This window comes from Winogradskyella immobilis (genome assembly GCF_021887715.1).
GTDB classification, from domain to species: Bacteria; Bacteroidota; Bacteroidia; order Flavobacteriales; family Flavobacteriaceae; genus Winogradskyella; species Winogradskyella immobilis.
On record NZ_JAIQXX010000015.1, the window covers coordinates 1 to 16,600 of the forward strand.

Consider the following 16,600-nt stretch of genomic DNA (forward strand, 5'->3'; position numbering starts at 1 on the left):
CAAACTATTTTTTTGCCTTCTAAACGGCTGAAAAAAATCTTTTGAACGTCGAAATAATAATCAAAAAAGAGTCAACCTATTTCAGTATAATACAACTATAGAACTCACCAAGTTTTAATTATATATCTTTTGTCTTGAAACAAAAGAAACAAAAATTCAAGACTGCATATAATTTTGGAAACAATTACGGCTCATTACGCTACATTTTACGAATGAAATTCAAGTGATTGCTGGCTTGCCCTAATTGATATCTTGCCTGAGCTTCTGGGTTGGTAAAGGCTGTATGGAATAATCTCTAAACCTACTTGCATGTGCTCCTAATGTTGCTAAATCTCCTTTTAGATCTTTTTCCCAAGAAATGCCCACTAGGATTGCATCTTTCGCTAGAAAGTCGGCAGAACCAGATAAAATTTCAACATGCCATAAAGCATCCGTATAATAAATCACTGGATAATTGACATAAACATTTTCTGAATATCCTTCTGGCAGTTTAATATAAAGCTCATATTGCCTATCATTCTTTATATCCTTTATCGGAACTACCTGTATCTTGGATAATTCCAAATTAACGATTGTTTCTGTTTTGTTGTTTGCTCTATTTTCTTGAGCATAGACAACACTAAGCGATATAACACATATAAATATGAATAGCTTCGTTATTTTCATGATTTGTTTCTTTTTGATCTTGTATTTGTTTGATATAGATTATGGTTTCGGCCTAAGTTTTTCAATAAAACTAGTATCTACCCACATGGTATTGTTTTCGCCATTACTGAGCGTACTTCTAAAGAAGAAGTATTTTCCATCTGGTGTTACACTGCCATAAACATCTGAGAATTCTGTATTTATGGTATCACCTAAATTAATTGCATTGCCCCATGAACCATCTTTCTGACGAAAACTAATATAGATATCATTATCACCGCCTTCAGGTCTACTGTCAAATATAAGATAGGATTCATCTGGAGCTATGAATGGATGGAACTGCAATGTTGTTCCCATATCAAAATTCAATGTTTTTGGTTTTTCGTGTATGCCGTCTATTAATCGTGAATAACCAATATTTACTAGTGACTTATCATTAAATTGTGACACATCATCAAAATAGTAAGTTCCATCAAATGAAGCCGTAAGGCGCATAATGGGAATAGAGTCAAAAGGTGCTCCAATAGATCTTAGCTCTGACCAACCAGAAGGGGTTCGCTCTCTATATTCGTTTCCTTTATACAGAATGGTACCGTCAGGGGAAATCTCGCCTCTGGGCACCACAAATGTCTCGGTCCATAGATTATCTTTATATTGAATAGCAACCAAGGCTGAATCTTTTAACCCTTCATCAAATCTGCGGAAGTAGATTTCTTCTACGTCAGGCGAAAAGGCGGTTGCTGTAGAAACAACACGGGGATCAAAAACTTCAGGAATTGAACCCGGTGGTTTTTGTGCAAAAAAGGGACTCTCTAAGTCTGGAAAATCAAGAGCGCTTACTTCTTGTTTTTTAGTATTGCATGCATGTACCATTACTATAAGTAAGAGCATGAAAATGGAATTTAGTTTTTTCATAATTTTTAATTATCCATAACATGAATGTTGAATAAATGTATAGTATATTCAACGTGTAAATTCATTAATAGGATAAACACAAGAATTAAATGATAACATCATTTCATCATTGATTAAAGGCTTTTGTAAAGAAATTGTGCTGTTAGCATACATAGATGTTATATTTGATAGGTTTTAATACGTATGTTTATGATTAAAAAGTCGCTTCGAAATACTATAAGTATTAATATAGGCGCCTTTGTATTGGTGTATATTCTTGAACTATTGAGTGGATGGACGTTCAAACATCGATATGATACTGTTTTCTCTTATTACTTATGGGGACTTAGTTTTACTATTCCTATTATGGTTGTTATCTGGATAAATCATTTTATTTTAATTCCATATCTTCTTGATAAGAAAAGGTACTTTTTTTATGTATTTCTACTCATTGGGAGTTTGTTTTTTGGAGCGTATTTAAAAAACTATGCGAACGTCAATTGGCCTGATATTGCTAAAATGTTTTCTTATCTCATTTATAGCACAGGAACTGGAATGGCTGCTTTTTTTCTAAGACGAAATATGATTACTCAAAGAGAAAACGCTGAGAAAGAAAAATTACAAAAAGAGATGGAATTGAACTATTTAAAAGAACAAGTGAATCCGCATTTTTTATTTAATTCCTTAAACAGTATTTATTCCCTTTCTAGACAACAATCACAGGAAACCCCAGATCTTGTGATGCAGCTTTCAGAATTAATGAGATACCAATTAGAGAGTTCTAAAAAAGAGACAGTTTTATTAAAAGAAGAACTTGAGTTTATAGAAAATTACGTATTACTTGAAGAAAAAAGACTAAGCAAACGCTGTACTGTTGAATTTTTAATTGAAGGAGATTTTTCAGGATTAAGAATCTCACCAATGTTATTAATTCCATTTGTTGAAAATGCTATTAAGCACGGAGCACAAAGTACCAATGAGCAAAGTAGAATTGATATTTCTGCTACAATAAAAAAAGCAATACTCAATTTTGATGTAGTAAATTCTAAACCATCGATGGTTGTTGATACGATAAGAAAAGGATTAGGGCTTGAAAATGTAAAAAGACGTTTGAAGTTATTATACCCTAATTCTCATAAATTAGAAATTAATGATACAGAAAACGTATATTATGTAAATTTATCTGTTGATTTAAACGTACAACAATAAACAGTTAATGATTAAAATTGGTATCATAGACGATGAAATGCTGGCGCGTAAAGTGCTAGAAGAGTATTGTTCTAAAATTGATAACTTCGAATTAGTATTAAGCACTGGTAATCCGCTTGAGTTTGTAAACTTCATCCAACAAAACGAAGTAGATCTTATTTTTCTTGATATAGAAATGCCCGAACTTAATGGTATGGAAATTTTGCGTTCTATGATAAGACCGCCTAAAGTGATTTTAACTACAGCGTATTCTGAATATGCACTAGAAAGTTATGACTATGGTGTGGTAGATTATTTGGTAAAACCCATAAAAATTGAACGTTTTCTAAAAGCAATACATAAGGTTTCAGCTTCAAAAGTAATAGAGCCTAAAAAGAATATAGGAAATGAAGAACTTCAAATAAAGCATGATGGAATGCTTGTGAATATTTCATTTAAATCAATTTTGTACATTCAGAGTTTTGGTAATTATTTAAAAATCTTTACCGACTCAAGAATGTACTTGATCTCTGAAACACTTATTAATATTACTACATTATTACCGGATAATTTTCAACGTACACATAAATCATACATTGCCAATTTGAATAGAGTGACCAAAGCCACTAGAACAGATTTGTTAATTGATAATAATACCATTCCTGTGAGTTCTATGTATAAGGTTATTGTATTTGAAAAATTAGAAGGTTTATCAAAAATATAAAAGAGCTCTTATAAAAATCTACTTGATATCACAATCAAACCAAAGACTAAATGCGGTGAGTTGTGGTCTTTGATTTTGGTTGCCGCCTTGTCCACGGTTTGGTCGTCCTCCTTGACCTCCTCCTTGCCTAGCACCACTTCTACCTTGACCTCCACCTTGTCGTGCACCATTTCTATTTTGATTGTTTATTCCATTCCTATTTGTTGGCGCAGTATTAGATACAATACCAATAGATAGCTTGTTAAGTTTTTCTCCATTTGGCGCAATTTTACTTACAGGAATTTTAAGGGTGTACAATAGTTTATCATTAGTGCCATTAGAAGATTCTTTATAATTATAATCTAATGAAATATCTAAACTATTAGGGCTTAATTGAAATTCTACTTTGTCATTATAATAAGTAAACAACGCCTTATTTGGCATTAAGCTTAACATTTGATTAATAGGTAAGTCTTGATTTTGTCTACCACCTTGAGGTCTTTGTCCTCTTTGATTAGGTTGCTCTGGAGGAATAACATAGGTTACAGCTATTTTCTTTTTTTTCTTTCCTTTTAAGTCAAAATAGACAGAAAAACCCCTTCGTATCATAGATAACATACTGTTTCTATCCGAAGTACTAAGGTTTACATAGACATAATCTCCTTCTACTCTTGCGCTATATTCTAGATTATCTTCTAAAAGACTGTTATTAGAAAAAGCATTAAGTGTAGAAAAAGTGATTAGAAACAACAAAAATTTCAATTTCATAACATTTGTGTATTAGTATAATATAGTTTAGACTAAGAAAACCATTAATGGTTTAATACAAACTAAACTTTATAATAGAATATAGACATATTGTTAATATATGTCTAAATATAATTATCTAAAAAAAATGCGTAGATTATTGAAAAGATGCAGAACTAAAATCGACATCAAATTCATAACACCAAATGCTAATACTATTAAACTCATTAAAACTAGCACCATCTGGTAAAAACAGATTTAAAGTAGCGCTTTCAAAAACTTGTCCGTTAATAGGTTCACTCATGTTAACTCCATTTACAAAGTCATTATCTATACCTGCATACACACTAATATTTGGACCAGCTCCATTATAAAAGAAATTAGAAATTTCTATTTCACAATCAGAAACAATAGTAACCAAGCCACTAATACCATATAAATTACTTATTCTAAGAGGTCTTGTAACACCAACTAATGGGCTACTAGAATCACAATCTCTAGGCAGTGGTGCAGGATTTGCTTGTAATGGATTAAAAACAACTCCATCTTCAGTTTCCGTAACTTGGTCATCGCTGTCACTACAGCCAACAATTACAAATGATAAGACAAATAAGTATTTCAGTAAATTTTTCATAATAGCGCTTTTTTTGCTTTTAGTCGTTTTGCTTTGCTGTTTATTACAGAAACGACGATACTTTAACTAAAAAAAGTTGAGCCTACCTTACTTGAATGAAGCATCTTATATAAATACAACTAAAACATTAATCGTCTTTTTCGTGCTGTAATTTCCCAGTAATCAACTAGTTTTTCATTTGATATTACTGAAACATTATCATGTAGGTTTATTGTTGGACAAATATGATATGGAACTCCATAAAAGACATCACCAATATTTATTTCTTTCCAATTTTTAACTGATAAAACTCCATGTTCTTCACTTTGCGAAATTAATTGGTAATCTTTTAAATTTAAAAATTTAATGCGTTGATGAATTGGGTTTTCTGAAGCTACAGACTTATGACCTAAATCAATAGTTATAATTCCGTTAGTTGGTTTAGATATTACACGCGTTATTAATAGCGCAGCATATTTAAAATTTTGTTCTTTTAATTTTTTAGCATATCCCCAATCCCAAAGCACACAGGTACCAGGACTTGTAATTCTATTTTCTTCTTTTATATGTGTGGTAAATGAAGGTGTGCCACCACATATTAATTTAATATCTGGATGTGTTTCTTTTAATTTATGAAATAAAGTTTTCACGGGATTAAACTCGTTTTCAATATGATGTTTTCGATCCTCAAAATCGATATTACGCAAATGCCCATCATACACATGAAACCCTTTAAACACAAGTGAATGATAATTAGGGAATGCTTTAATTAATAATTCTAATTCCTTGCCAAGTTTAATTCCTGAACGATTCATTCCACTATTGATATCAATAAAAAAATCTATTTTTAAATGATTAGTAGCAGCATAATTATTCAATTGTTTAATAGTATAAGGGTTGTCTATTATTGTTGCAAATTTCACATTCTGAAAATGTTTCAAAAGTTCACAAAAACGCTGAAATTTTGGACCAACTAACTGGTGTGCTAATAAGATGTATTCCGCTCCTGCTCCAGCAGCGATTTCAGCTTCGGCGATTGTAGAGGTTTTAAAATTTTTAATACCGAGTGTTACCATAAGTTCTATTACTTTAGGCATTTTATTGGTCTTAACATGCGGCATAAGTCTTGATAAGCCTCTACGTGTCATAGAAGTCATATGTTGAAGATTATGTAATAAACGCTCTTTATACAGAACTATTGATGGAGAATCTATCTTATTAATGTCTTCAATCTTATACCATGCTTTTGTCATCAGAATACAGTTTTATTTTTACAAGTTATTAAAAACAATTAGACAAGACTAAATCGTTTTTTTAAATAAAATTTTAACAAAACATAAAATAAAAGCATTTCTATATCGTTTAAATTTGCCGATCATCTATCAAAATGAAAAATGAAATCTGTTTTTAGCTTTATATTCCTACTTATTGCTTCTAGCATCTTATTAAGCCAAAATACCTCTAATGACTCCTTAGTCCTTAAAATACCTGTTGATTTAGAAAAAGGAAATTATGTTAATAAAATCATTATTCCTTTCATAAAAGGTTCAACAGATAAACAAGTAGATATTAAATCTGAATATTGGAACAATACTATAATCAATCCATATAAAAGTATTGAAACCAAATTTCCGTTGAAAATTACGTTTAATGATACTACTTTTATATCACCTGTAAAAAAAGAAAAAGTAATTACATCTCGCTTTGGCTGGAGACGTGGGAGACCACACACAGGGATTGATATAGATTTAATTACGGGAGATAGCGTTGTTGCTGTTTTAGATGGTATTGTTAGAATTGCTAAGTATGATTCTGGATTAGGTCGATGTGTAATTATTAGACACTTTAATGGTTTAGAGACTATATATGGGCATTTATCCAAATATGTTGTAAAAGCTAACGATACCATAAAAAGAGGCCAATTAATTGGTAAAGGAGGAAATACAGGGAATTCAAGAGGAAGCCATTTACATTTAATTACCAGTTATCAAGGTAATTATATTCATCCAGAGTATTTATTTGATTTTTCTGATGCTAATAAAATTAGAGCCAAAGAGCTTTGGGTAACTCGCAAATGGACACGTGCAGGTTTACATAGCGCACATAGAAAAAGTAAACTAAGCCTATTAACTTCTCGAGAGCAAGCTATTGCAAGCACAAAAAAACAGACAAAAATATATTTGGTGAAGTCTGGTGACACCTTATCTCGCATAGCACGTCGTAATAATACGTCTATAGCATCGATCTGTAAAACCAATTATATAAGACGGTCATCAGTACTTAAGGTTGGTCAAAAGTTAGTTTTAGAATTTTAAAAATTCATTTCTTTAATCTTTATCTGTTGTTTTAACATTTGTTTCCCAAAGTCAATAAAATTTAGGCTTCACATTTTTTTGATTTCATGGTAAAGACCATTAATTTCACAGTTCTAAAATTACACACTCATGAAACGTATTCTTCCTTTTTTAATCATTTTATTACTAACGGCGTGTAAGTCTGACACCAACACAAATCCAGATTTAGAACGCTGGCAAGCACATGCAGATAACACAACAATCATACGAGATAAATTTGGTGTACCACATATATACGGAAAAACAGACGCAGATGCTGTATTTGGTTTATTATATGCACAATGTGAAGATGATTTTAATCGTGTAGAACAAAATTACATATGGGCTACAGGACGTTTAGCAGAAGTTGAAGGTGAAGAGGCTATTTATAGTGATTTACGTGCTAAGCTATTTATGACTAAAGAAGAAGCTATAGCTAATTATGAAAAAAGCCCAGAATGGTTAAAAGAACTGTGTAATGCTTTTGCAGATGGCATCAATTACTACCTACATTCTAATCCTGATGTAAAACCACGATTATTAACAAAGTTTGAACCTTGGATGCCAATGTATTTTTCGGAAGGTTCTATAGGTGGAGATATTGAGCGCGTACGTACGGCTAAAATTAAAGCCTTTTACGAAGGCAATATGGATATTGAAGAAAGTAAAGCTGTAGCTCTGCAAGAACAACGTCGTTTAGAAGAAGAACCTGCGGGTTCTAATGGTATTTCTATCTCAGGAAAACTAACTGCGTCTGGTAAGCCAATATTATTAATTAATCCACATACGTCTTTTTTCTTTAGAGGCGAAGTCCATGCGGTTAGTGAAGAAGGTCTTAATGCATATGGTGCTGTAACTTGGGGTCAATTTTTTATCTATCAAGGATTTAATGAAAAAACAGGTTGGATGCATACATCTACATATACCGATGTTATTGACGAGTTTGAAGAAGATATGATAAAAGTTGATGGAAAATTAATGTATCGTTATGGTGAAGAATTACGACCTGTTGAAACCTCTGAAGTGACTTTAAAATATAAAGAAGGTGAAGCAATAAAAGAAAAGACTTTTCCAATTCATAGAACACATCATGGCCCTGTAACACATAGTAATGATGGTCGTTGGGTAGCTACTGCAATGATGTGGGAGCCAGTAAAAGCATTAGAGCAATCCTATACCCGATCTAAACAAAGTGGTTATGATGGATTTAGAAAAATGATGGATATTAAAACCAATTCGTCTAATAATACAGTCTATGCAGATGCAGAAGGAAATATAGCATACTTCCATGGTAATTTTATTCCAAAACGAGATGCGTCGTTCAATTATAAAGAACCTGTGGACGGAAGCAACCCCAAAACAGATTGGCAAGGATTACACGACGTTAGCGAGCATATTACGCTTTTAAATCCTGAAAACGGTTGGCTTCAAAATTGTAATTCTACACCATTTACTGCAGCTGCAGAATATAGTCCTAAGCGCGAAGATTACCCAAATTATATGTCTTTAGATCGTGAAAACTTTAGAGGTGTACATGCAATAGATTTATTGAGGCAAAAAAGAGATAATGGTTACACATTAGATGATGTTATAGAACTTGCTCACGATCCGTATTTACCTGCTTTTAAAGAGTTAATACCAGGTTTAGTTAAAGCATATGATAATTCTGTCTCTAAGAATCCTAAATTAAAAGATCCGATAGATATGCTTAGACATTGGGATTATAAAACATCTAAACGTTCTCAAGGAATGACTTTAGCACATTATTACGGTACAATATATAATAGAAATGGAAAACGTCCTAGACCAATGTCAGGTATGGAAACCATGTCTTATTTCGGGAATGAATCACCAGAATCTGAACGTCTCGAAATTTTCGAATCAGCAATCGATTACTTAAATTCTACTTTTGGAAAATGGAATTTACCTTGGGGAGATGTTAACCGATACCAACGTTTAAATGGAGATATTCGTCAAGAGTTTGATGATAATGCACCGAGTATTCCTGTAGGCTTAGCTTCTGGACGTTGGGGAGCATTAGCTGCTTATGGCGTAAGCTATGTTGCCAAAGACGCTAAAAAAATATATGGTACGCGTGGTAACAGTTTTGTAGCTGTAGTAGAATTTGGAGATAAAGTAAAGGCAAAGACTATGCTTGCTGGAGGCCAAAGTAGTGATCCTAACTCACCGCATTTTGAAGATCAAGCTCAACGTTATGCAGATATGAAGTTTAAAGATGTACCTTATTATAAAGAAGATGTTTTAAAAGTTGCTGAAAAAACATATCATCCTGGAGAAAACTAAGACATTAGAATTATATGAAAACTTTGTTAATACAAAACTTTATATAAGATATATAGAATACCTTTAAACTTTCAAGTTTAACTAACTTATAATACCAACTATTATGATTAGAATTCCTAAGCTAATAAAGCCTTTAGGGTTTTTGACCTTTTTATGCTTTTTAACATTCAGTGTTACAAGTAACGCTCAAGAAAAAGATTCCTTATCCAATCAAACAAAATTTAAAGATTTACCATTAAAAAGTGGTCGTATTGTTAAATTCAATACTAATGAAGGCACATGGTTATCTCTAGATATTTCTCCAGACGGAAAAACTATTGTTTTTGATATGTTAGGTGATTTATACACTATTCCTGTTTCAGGAGGAACAGCCACACGCATTACAGATGGTATGGCGTTAGATACCAATCCGAGATATAGTCCAGATGGTAAGAGTATTGTTTTTACTTCAGATCGAAGTGGAAATGATAATGCTTGGACTATGAATTTAGAATCTAAAGAAACGCATCAAGTTACTAAGGATAAAAAAGGGGAAGTACAATCTGCAGAATGGTCACCGGATGGTAATTATATTGTTGTAGCAAAAGGAAAACGTACACTACGCCTTCACCTCTATCATAAAGATGGTGGCGGTGGTGCTAGATTAATCACGCAACCTGGAGGATTAAAAACTATTGAGCCAGCATTTAGTTATGATGGCAAACTCATTTACTATTCTAGACGAAATGGTGCTTGGAATTATAATGCTCAATTACCACAATATCAAATTAGCACATACGATTTAGATACAGGAGATATAGGAACAGTAACTTCTAGATATGGTTCTGCGTTTACTCCAACATTATCTAGTGATGGAAAATGGTTGGTTTATGGTTCTCGTTATGAGGAGAATACAGGATTAGTTATTAGAGATCTGTCAAATGGTGACGAACGTTGGTTGGCATATCCTGTTCAACGTGATGAGCAAGAATCTGTTGCTCCTTTAGGTGTTTTACCTGCAATGACTTTTACACCAGATAACCAATCTGTATTAGCGTCATATGGTGGTAAAATTTATAGAATTCCTGTTACTGGTGGAAATGCTACTGAAATTCCTTTTAATGTTAATGTAGAATTGGCTATAGGTCCAGCATTAGAATTTAAATATCCAATCTCTGATAATAAAGACTTAATCGCTAATCAAATTAGAGACGCTAAGCCATCACCAGATGGAAAAGAATTAGTATTCAATGCATTAAATAAAATATATGTAATGAAACTCCCTGATGGAAAACCAAAGCGTTTAACATCTATGGATATTATAGAAACACAACCTCGTTGGTCACCAGATGGAAAATCTATCGTATATACTACATGGTCAGAAACTGATGGCGGACATATTTATAAAGTTGAAAATTCTAATAGAGCAACACCTATTAAATTAACTACTGAATCTGCATTATATGGCACACCAGTTTGGGATGCAGTATCAAATAGAATTGTAGCAACTAAAGGAAGCGCACAAAATTTCAGAAATGCTTATTTACGTGGTGCATTTTCAGGTGCTGAAGATTTGGTATGGATTCCTTCTTCAGGTGGAAACACAACATTTATTGCAAAAACTAATGGTAGAAGAAACCCTCATTTTGTAGATAATGGGGATCGTATTTATTTAAGTAGTCGTCGTGGATTAAGTTCTATACGATGGGATGGTACAGATGAAAAGCAAATTGTTAGTATTTCTGGTATTGTTACTTTTGGTAGTGCAAATGATGATCATGATCATTCTTATTTAGAGGATAAAGTTGAAGACCCAGAAGAAAATGCTCAAGGTGCTCGTCCAGTAGAAATCTATATGGCACCGAAAGGTAATAGAGCTATGGCATTAATTAATAATGATGTTTATGTAGTAACTATTCCTAAAATAGGAAAAACACCTAATATTTCTGTAGCAAATCCTAAATCATCACAATTCCCATCGTGGAAATTAACACAATATGGAGGTGAATTTCCTGCATGGTCTAAAGATGCTAAAAAAGTGCATTGGTCAATAGGTAATGCGCATTTTATATACGATTTAGAAGCAGCAAAACTTGAAGAAGAGCGTTTAGAAGCAGAGAAAAAAGCGAGAAAAGAAGAATTGTCTAAATTAACTGATGATGAGCGCAAAGCTGAAGAGAAAAAAGATAAAGAAAAAGCAAAGGATTACGAACCGTATAAGGCAGAAGAGTTAAAATTAAAGGTTGAGATTACTAGAGACATTCCTAAGGGTACAGCATTAATTAAGGGAGCTCGTATTATTACTATGAATAACGATGAAGTTATTGAAAATGGAGATATTCTCATCGTAGATAATAGAATTAAAGAAGTTGGACCTTCTGGTAGCTTAACTGTTCCTAATAATGCTGAAATTATAGACGCATCAGGTAAAACAATTATGCCTGGTATGGTTGATACACATTCACATTTGCGTGTCTATGCAGGAATACATAAAAAACAAGTTTGGTCTTATGCTGCTAATTTAGCTTATGGAGTCACTGCAACAAGAGATCCGCAAACTGGGACTACAGATGTATTAACTTATTTTGATTTGGTTAAAACAGGTGAAATGTTAGGACCTAGAGCTTACTCTACAGGACCAGGATTAGGATCTTGGGCATATCATCTCAAAAGTTTAGATCATACCAGAGATGCATTAAAAAAGTATAGTGAGTATTATAACACCAATACTATTAAAATGTATAATGTTGGTAATCGTCAACACCGTCAATGGGTTATAGAAGCATCTAAGGAACAAAAGTTAATGCCAACTACAGAAGGTAGTTTAGATTTTAAACGCAACATGACAGAGTTTTTAGATGGCTATCCAGGACACGAACATTCTTATCCTATTACTCCATTGTATAAAGATATTTTAGAAGCTGCCGTACAATCTAAAATTGCTTATACTCCTACTCTATTAGTATCGTATGGTGGTCCTTGGGCTGAGAATTATTTCTATTCTAGAGAAAACCCTTATCACGATAAAAAGTTGCAGTACTTTACACCATATACAGATTTGGCAGGTAAATCTCGTCGTCGTCCAGGTTGGTTTATGGATGAAGAACATGTGTTTACAAAACATGCCGAATTTGTAGACGATTTAATAAATGCTGGTGGTCTTGCAGGAGTTGGTAGCCATGGGCAATTACAAGGTTTAGGATACCACTGGGAATTATGGGCTACAGCATCTGGAACATCAACAGTTAATGCTTTAAAGGCGGCTACCATTTTAGGAGCTCAATCTATAGGATTAGACGGAGATATTGGCTCTATTGAGGTTGGTAAACTTGCAGATATAGTAATTTTAGACAAGAATCCATTAGATAATATTAGACATACAAACACTGTTTTTCAAGTGATGAAGAATGGACGTTTATACGATGGAAATACTTTAGATGAAGTGTATCCTAGACAAAAGAAAGCTTCAGGTTTTTGGTGGCAAGAAAAGAAACCAGAAGGATTACCAGGTATTAAAAATTAAAAAAGATAACTAATGAAACATTATATTTTATGTGTGCTGGTGTTAAGTTTAGCATTCACATCTTGTAAAGAAAAGACAAAAGAAATCGAAACTACAGTTGAAGATAAACAACTAAGTGCCATAGATTCAAGTTTAAAATCTGCACTAACGCTTTATGCTTCTTTTGATAATGGAGTCAATGCTGATTTTGCTTTAGGTGATTCTAAATTATATACGGTATCCAATAGAAAAGCATTAGATTCTGCTGTTGTTGGCCTTCATAAAGAAGGCGTAAGTTTAGTTGAAGGAAAAGGACGTTATGGTAATGGACTTCAATACGCAGATAAAACCAAAGGTTATATCTATTACCCAAGCTTAAATAATATAGCTTATTCTAAAACAGATTGGAGCAGTTCAATCTCATTTTGGTTAAGTTTAGACCCAAATACAGATTTAAAGCCTGGTTTTTGCGATCCGATACAAATTACAGATTCTGGTTATAATGATGCTGGTATTTGGGTAGATTTCACAAAAGATAACCCTAGAGACTTTAGGTTAGGTGTTATTGAAGATCGAGTAGCATGGAATCCTAATCCTGAAGGATCAGATAATGAAAATGAAAATTTTTATAAAATGTTATACGCTGTTAAAAGTCCACCTTTTGCTAAAGATAAATGGACACATGTAGTTATTAACCTATCAGGATTGAACAGTGAACATGGAAAAGCAGAATTATATATGAATGGTGAACTTAAAGGTTCACGTGAAAATATTTCTAACCCGTTTACATGGGAAATTGAAAAGTCTAATATCTTCTTAGGATTAAGTTATATAGGACTAATGGATGATTTATCTATATACAATAAAGCGTTATCTGCAGACGAAATTACCGCATTATATAGTTTAGAAAATGGCGTACAAACCTTATTAAATTAATTATGAAAGTATATATATTAACAATTATAGTTTGTTTTTCTTTTTGCACAACAGTTAATGCTCAAAAAGAGGCGTCATTACTGAACAGTCCTAATGATTGGAGAGCTGAAACTCTTAATTTACCTTTAAGCTTTGCACCAGAATTAGATTACGAAGGTATTGAATATGTTAGGTTTGCTAAAGGCTGGGGAAATGCAGCTAGTGAAGAGTTTTGGACTTATAAATTTGCTTGGTATTTAGATGTAGATCCTAAGTTGACTACAGAACGTTTAAATAAAGAGTTAAAGCTTTATTTTGATGGGTTACTAAATGCTGTTGGTAAAGGAAAGGGATTGTCAAAAGAAACAATTATACCTGCTAAAGCGACTATTGCATATAATAAAGAAAGCGCTTCTTATTTAGGTAATGTAACCATCTTTGATGTGTTTTTTAAAGAAGCATTGCAGACATTAAATGTGAAAATTACATCGTCGTATTGTGATATTACAAAAAAACACATTGTATATTTTGAATTTTCACCACAACCTTACCAACATAAATTATGGGAAACAATGAATAATATTACCATTTTATGTAAATAAAGAAAAATATACTCTATAAATAAAAGCTCGTGTTTCTTTTAAGAAACTCGAGCTTTTATTTATGATATGCAATTATGGTTACGATTTTATTTTCTCCTCTAAAGGCCTAATCTTGCCTTCATATCTAATTGCTTGACGATTATTACTATTTACATTTAATGTTGCTCTTCCACTAGCAGTAATAACAAAATGGTATCGAAGTTGATCTTCTTTATCTTTACTTGTAAACTTAATTTCTACTCTATGTTTAGCGTCATTGTATTCGACTTTATATTTCTCTATAGTGCCTTCAAATTCAAGCCCTCTACTGGTTCTACTATTGGCTGTAACTCTAAATACACGCCCAAAATATGGCAAAAAGACCTTAGCATCTTTTACATTTAACTTTACGAAATTAGAATTTCCACTTAAGTCTACCCTATTTCCTGTAAAGGGTGTGCTTCCACTAGAAAGATTTAAACGTGTAATATCACCGCTAAGAGGAAATGCCCAATTGGCTTCAAATTCAAATTTATTAGATTCTACAAGCTGTTTAGTTTTATTGTAATTAGCTTTTAAAGTCTCCTTTTTTAATGCTTTTTTTTCTGCTCTTGTTTGTGATACTACTAAATTTAAACTGAACATTATCCCTACTAAAACTAAAATATATTTTTTCATAACTCAACGATATTATTTTAAAGATAATTAAACATTTTTGTACTTCTTAATTATTTAGCATTTTTAACGTTCTACTATATTAGTTGTCAACTATTTATTTAATAAGTATTGTGTTAGGATATGCGGCTTTCCACCCAAACCAAAAGGCATTAAAAGAATGTAATCGTTTTAAAATTTTGCCTTTACTATTTTCTAAGTGATTTTCATGAATGTTCCATTTTACCCCATTATTGTCTGTAGCAATAGTAGATCCATCATAATCTACAATGTCAATATTTTCAGTAAAGAAAACACGATTTGCACCAGACTTATCAGTAAGTACAACAAACTTTCGTCCCTCAATTTCACTTTTATAGATCGGATGCTTTTTTAAATATTTTGTTGAAATTGCTATAGAATTATCAGATATTTCTGGTAAACGAATAGCTAATATGGATTGTTTATATTTTACTGAACGATCTGGTGATGGTACATTAAACATTAAATCGTCGGTTGAAAAATAATTTTTGTAAGCTACACCTTCGCCATAATCCCTAGAAAAACCTGTATTTAAATCTAACACTGTTGTTTCTGGATGTCTTGCTTTCCATTCACCCCAAGTGGTTGTTACAACGCTCAAATATTCAAGCTGAATGTCTTTACCTACTAGTGGTCCAACAACTGGTTTTCCCCAAATTGTATTCCATAGGGATTGTGTCTTTTTATCATACATCAATTTATTAGATCTGTATAAAAAACCACTTGTGCCTAATTGATATTGCGTGCCATTAAGTTCTGTTTTGTATAGTATAACTGTGCCGCATAATGTGCAATAAACACCTGCAACAGGAATACCTCCAACAGTATCCGTAAACATTTCGTGCCATGCCAATATGCGTTTGGGGTAAGCTCTAAAATCACCATTAACTTCAATTCCAAAAACAACATTATCATCGTCTAAATAATCAGCATCTTTAGCAGAAATCATTGTTGGGTTTCGTAACGGCGGTATTCCATCTTGCCTAACTCCTCCCCATCTTATTTCATCTAATCTAATAGTTCGTTTGTCTTGCCTATCGGAAAAATATCTTGGGAAATGTCTATCTATTCTACTATGTATTTGCGCTTTAAATTTATGATAGTAAGGTGCTAATTTTTCGTCTTTAGACCAAATCCACTCATACCAACGGTTAAAATCTAAACCATAGTTTTTACCTGTTTTTTTGTGCAATAGGTCAAGTAATTTAAAATCACTTTTAGTAGAACGCGAAAAATAAAGCAACTCCAAAACCATAATTTCAAATTCTGGTTTCCAGTTGCTTTCTATATATTTAATAGCTTTTAGTGACTCAGATTCATTATCTGATGTCATTACTTTTAAAAAATTTGCGTACTCTATAACTTCATTTTTACCTGAATTGTCTGACTGCTGTGAAAATAGCATAACAGTCCAAAAAGTAATAATTATAAAGCACACAAGTTTTATTCTGGATATGCTATATTTCATAACGTTTTTTTATTCAGTCGTTTTTGTAAAAA

14 protein-coding genes are annotated in these 16,600 nt (G+C 32.5%); 7 read left to right on the top strand and 7 right to left on the bottom strand.

What is annotated here, in order from left to right; translation table 11 throughout:
- Positions 1 to 240 precede the first annotated feature (240 nt).
- Together K8Z87_RS10710 and K8Z87_RS10715 are read right to left on the bottom strand one after the other, a co-directional pair.
- Positions 241 to 666: an alpha/beta hydrolase gene (locus K8Z87_RS10710; RefSeq protein ID WP_227477557.1), complete on the bottom strand. Its 426-nt coding sequence runs from the start codon at positions 664 to 666 to the stop codon at positions 241 to 243.
- 39 nt (positions 667 to 705) lie between these two features.
- A complete protein-coding gene (locus K8Z87_RS10715; RefSeq protein ID WP_227477558.1) occupies positions 706 to 1,314 on the bottom strand; it encodes a hypothetical protein in 609 nt (202 codons plus the stop codon).
- Positions 1,315 to 1,749: 435 nt separating this feature from the next.
- Between K8Z87_RS10715 and K8Z87_RS10720 the strand changes: the two genes are divergently transcribed.
- Together K8Z87_RS10720 and K8Z87_RS10725 are read left to right on the top strand one after the other, a co-directional pair.
- The gene (locus K8Z87_RS10720; RefSeq protein ID WP_227477559.1) at positions 1,750 to 2,748 is read left to right on the top strand and encodes a sensor histidine kinase; all 999 of its coding nucleotides are present in this window, start codon (positions 1,750 to 1,752) and stop codon (positions 2,746 to 2,748) included.
- Positions 2,749 to 2,755: 7 nt separating this feature from the next.
- Entirely contained in the window at positions 2,756 to 3,451 is a 696-nt protein-coding gene (locus tag K8Z87_RS10725) for a LytR/AlgR family response regulator transcription factor (RefSeq protein ID WP_227477560.1), read from the top strand.
- A gap of 18 nt (positions 3,452 to 3,469) precedes the next feature.
- On the opposite strand, the gene K8Z87_RS10730 is transcribed toward K8Z87_RS10725, so the two are convergent.
- From K8Z87_RS10730 to K8Z87_RS10740, 3 genes are all read right to left on the bottom strand, one after another.
- Positions 3,470 to 4,198: a hypothetical protein gene (locus tag K8Z87_RS10730; RefSeq protein WP_227477561.1), complete on the bottom strand. Its 729-nt coding sequence runs from the start codon at positions 4,196 to 4,198 to the stop codon at positions 3,470 to 3,472.
- Positions 4,199 to 4,334: 136 nt separating this feature from the next.
- Positions 4,335 to 4,811 (bottom strand): DM13 domain-containing protein, encoded by a 477-nt coding sequence (locus K8Z87_RS10735; RefSeq protein WP_227477562.1) that lies wholly within the window; start codon positions 4,809 to 4,811, stop codon positions 4,335 to 4,337.
- Positions 4,812 to 4,930: 119 nt separating this feature from the next.
- Positions 4,931 to 6,043, bottom strand: a complete 1,113-nt coding sequence (locus K8Z87_RS10740; protein ID WP_227477563.1) for an alanine racemase — start codon at positions 6,041 to 6,043, stop codon at positions 4,931 to 4,933.
- A gap of 141 nt (positions 6,044 to 6,184) precedes the next feature.
- Here K8Z87_RS10740 and K8Z87_RS10745 point away from each other — a divergent pair, with 141 nt between their 5' ends.
- The 5 genes from K8Z87_RS10745 (at position 6,185) to K8Z87_RS10765 (ending at position 14,425) form a co-directional block, all read left to right on the top strand.
- Positions 6,185 to 7,105: a M23 family metallopeptidase gene (locus K8Z87_RS10745; RefSeq protein WP_227477564.1), complete on the top strand. Its 921-nt coding sequence runs from the start codon at positions 6,185 to 6,187 to the stop codon at positions 7,103 to 7,105.
- 129 nt (positions 7,106 to 7,234) lie between these two features.
- A complete protein-coding gene (locus K8Z87_RS10750; protein WP_227477565.1) occupies positions 7,235 to 9,427 on the top strand; it encodes an acylase in 2,193 nt (730 codons plus the stop codon).
- 103 nt (positions 9,428 to 9,530) lie between these two features.
- Complete coding sequence (locus tag K8Z87_RS10755; protein WP_227477566.1) at positions 9,531 to 12,929, top strand: amidohydrolase family protein; 3,399 nt, start codon at positions 9,531 to 9,533, stop codon at positions 12,927 to 12,929.
- A 12-nt stretch (positions 12,930 to 12,941) separates the two neighbouring features.
- Positions 12,942 to 13,844 carry a LamG domain-containing protein gene (locus K8Z87_RS10760; protein WP_227477567.1) on the top strand — a complete coding sequence of 301 codons (903 nt, stop codon included), beginning with the start codon at positions 12,942 to 12,944 and terminating at the stop codon, positions 13,842 to 13,844.
- A gap of 2 nt (positions 13,845 to 13,846) precedes the next feature.
- A complete protein-coding gene (locus K8Z87_RS10765) occupies positions 13,847 to 14,425 on the top strand; it encodes a hypothetical protein (RefSeq protein ID WP_227477568.1) in 579 nt (192 codons plus the stop codon).
- A 78-nt stretch (positions 14,426 to 14,503) separates the two neighbouring features.
- On the opposite strand, the gene K8Z87_RS10770 is transcribed toward K8Z87_RS10765, so the two are convergent.
- Together K8Z87_RS10770 and K8Z87_RS10775 are read right to left on the bottom strand one after the other, a co-directional pair.
- Entirely contained in the window at positions 14,504 to 15,082 is a 579-nt protein-coding gene (locus tag K8Z87_RS10770; RefSeq protein WP_227477569.1) for a DUF4251 domain-containing protein, read from the bottom strand.
- Positions 15,083 to 15,176: 94 nt separating this feature from the next.
- On the bottom strand, positions 15,177 to 16,568 hold the full coding sequence (locus K8Z87_RS10775) for a DUF3179 domain-containing protein (protein ID WP_227477570.1): 1,392 nt from the start codon (positions 16,566 to 16,568) through the stop codon (positions 15,177 to 15,179).
- Positions 16,569 to 16,600: the final 32 nt, after the last annotated feature.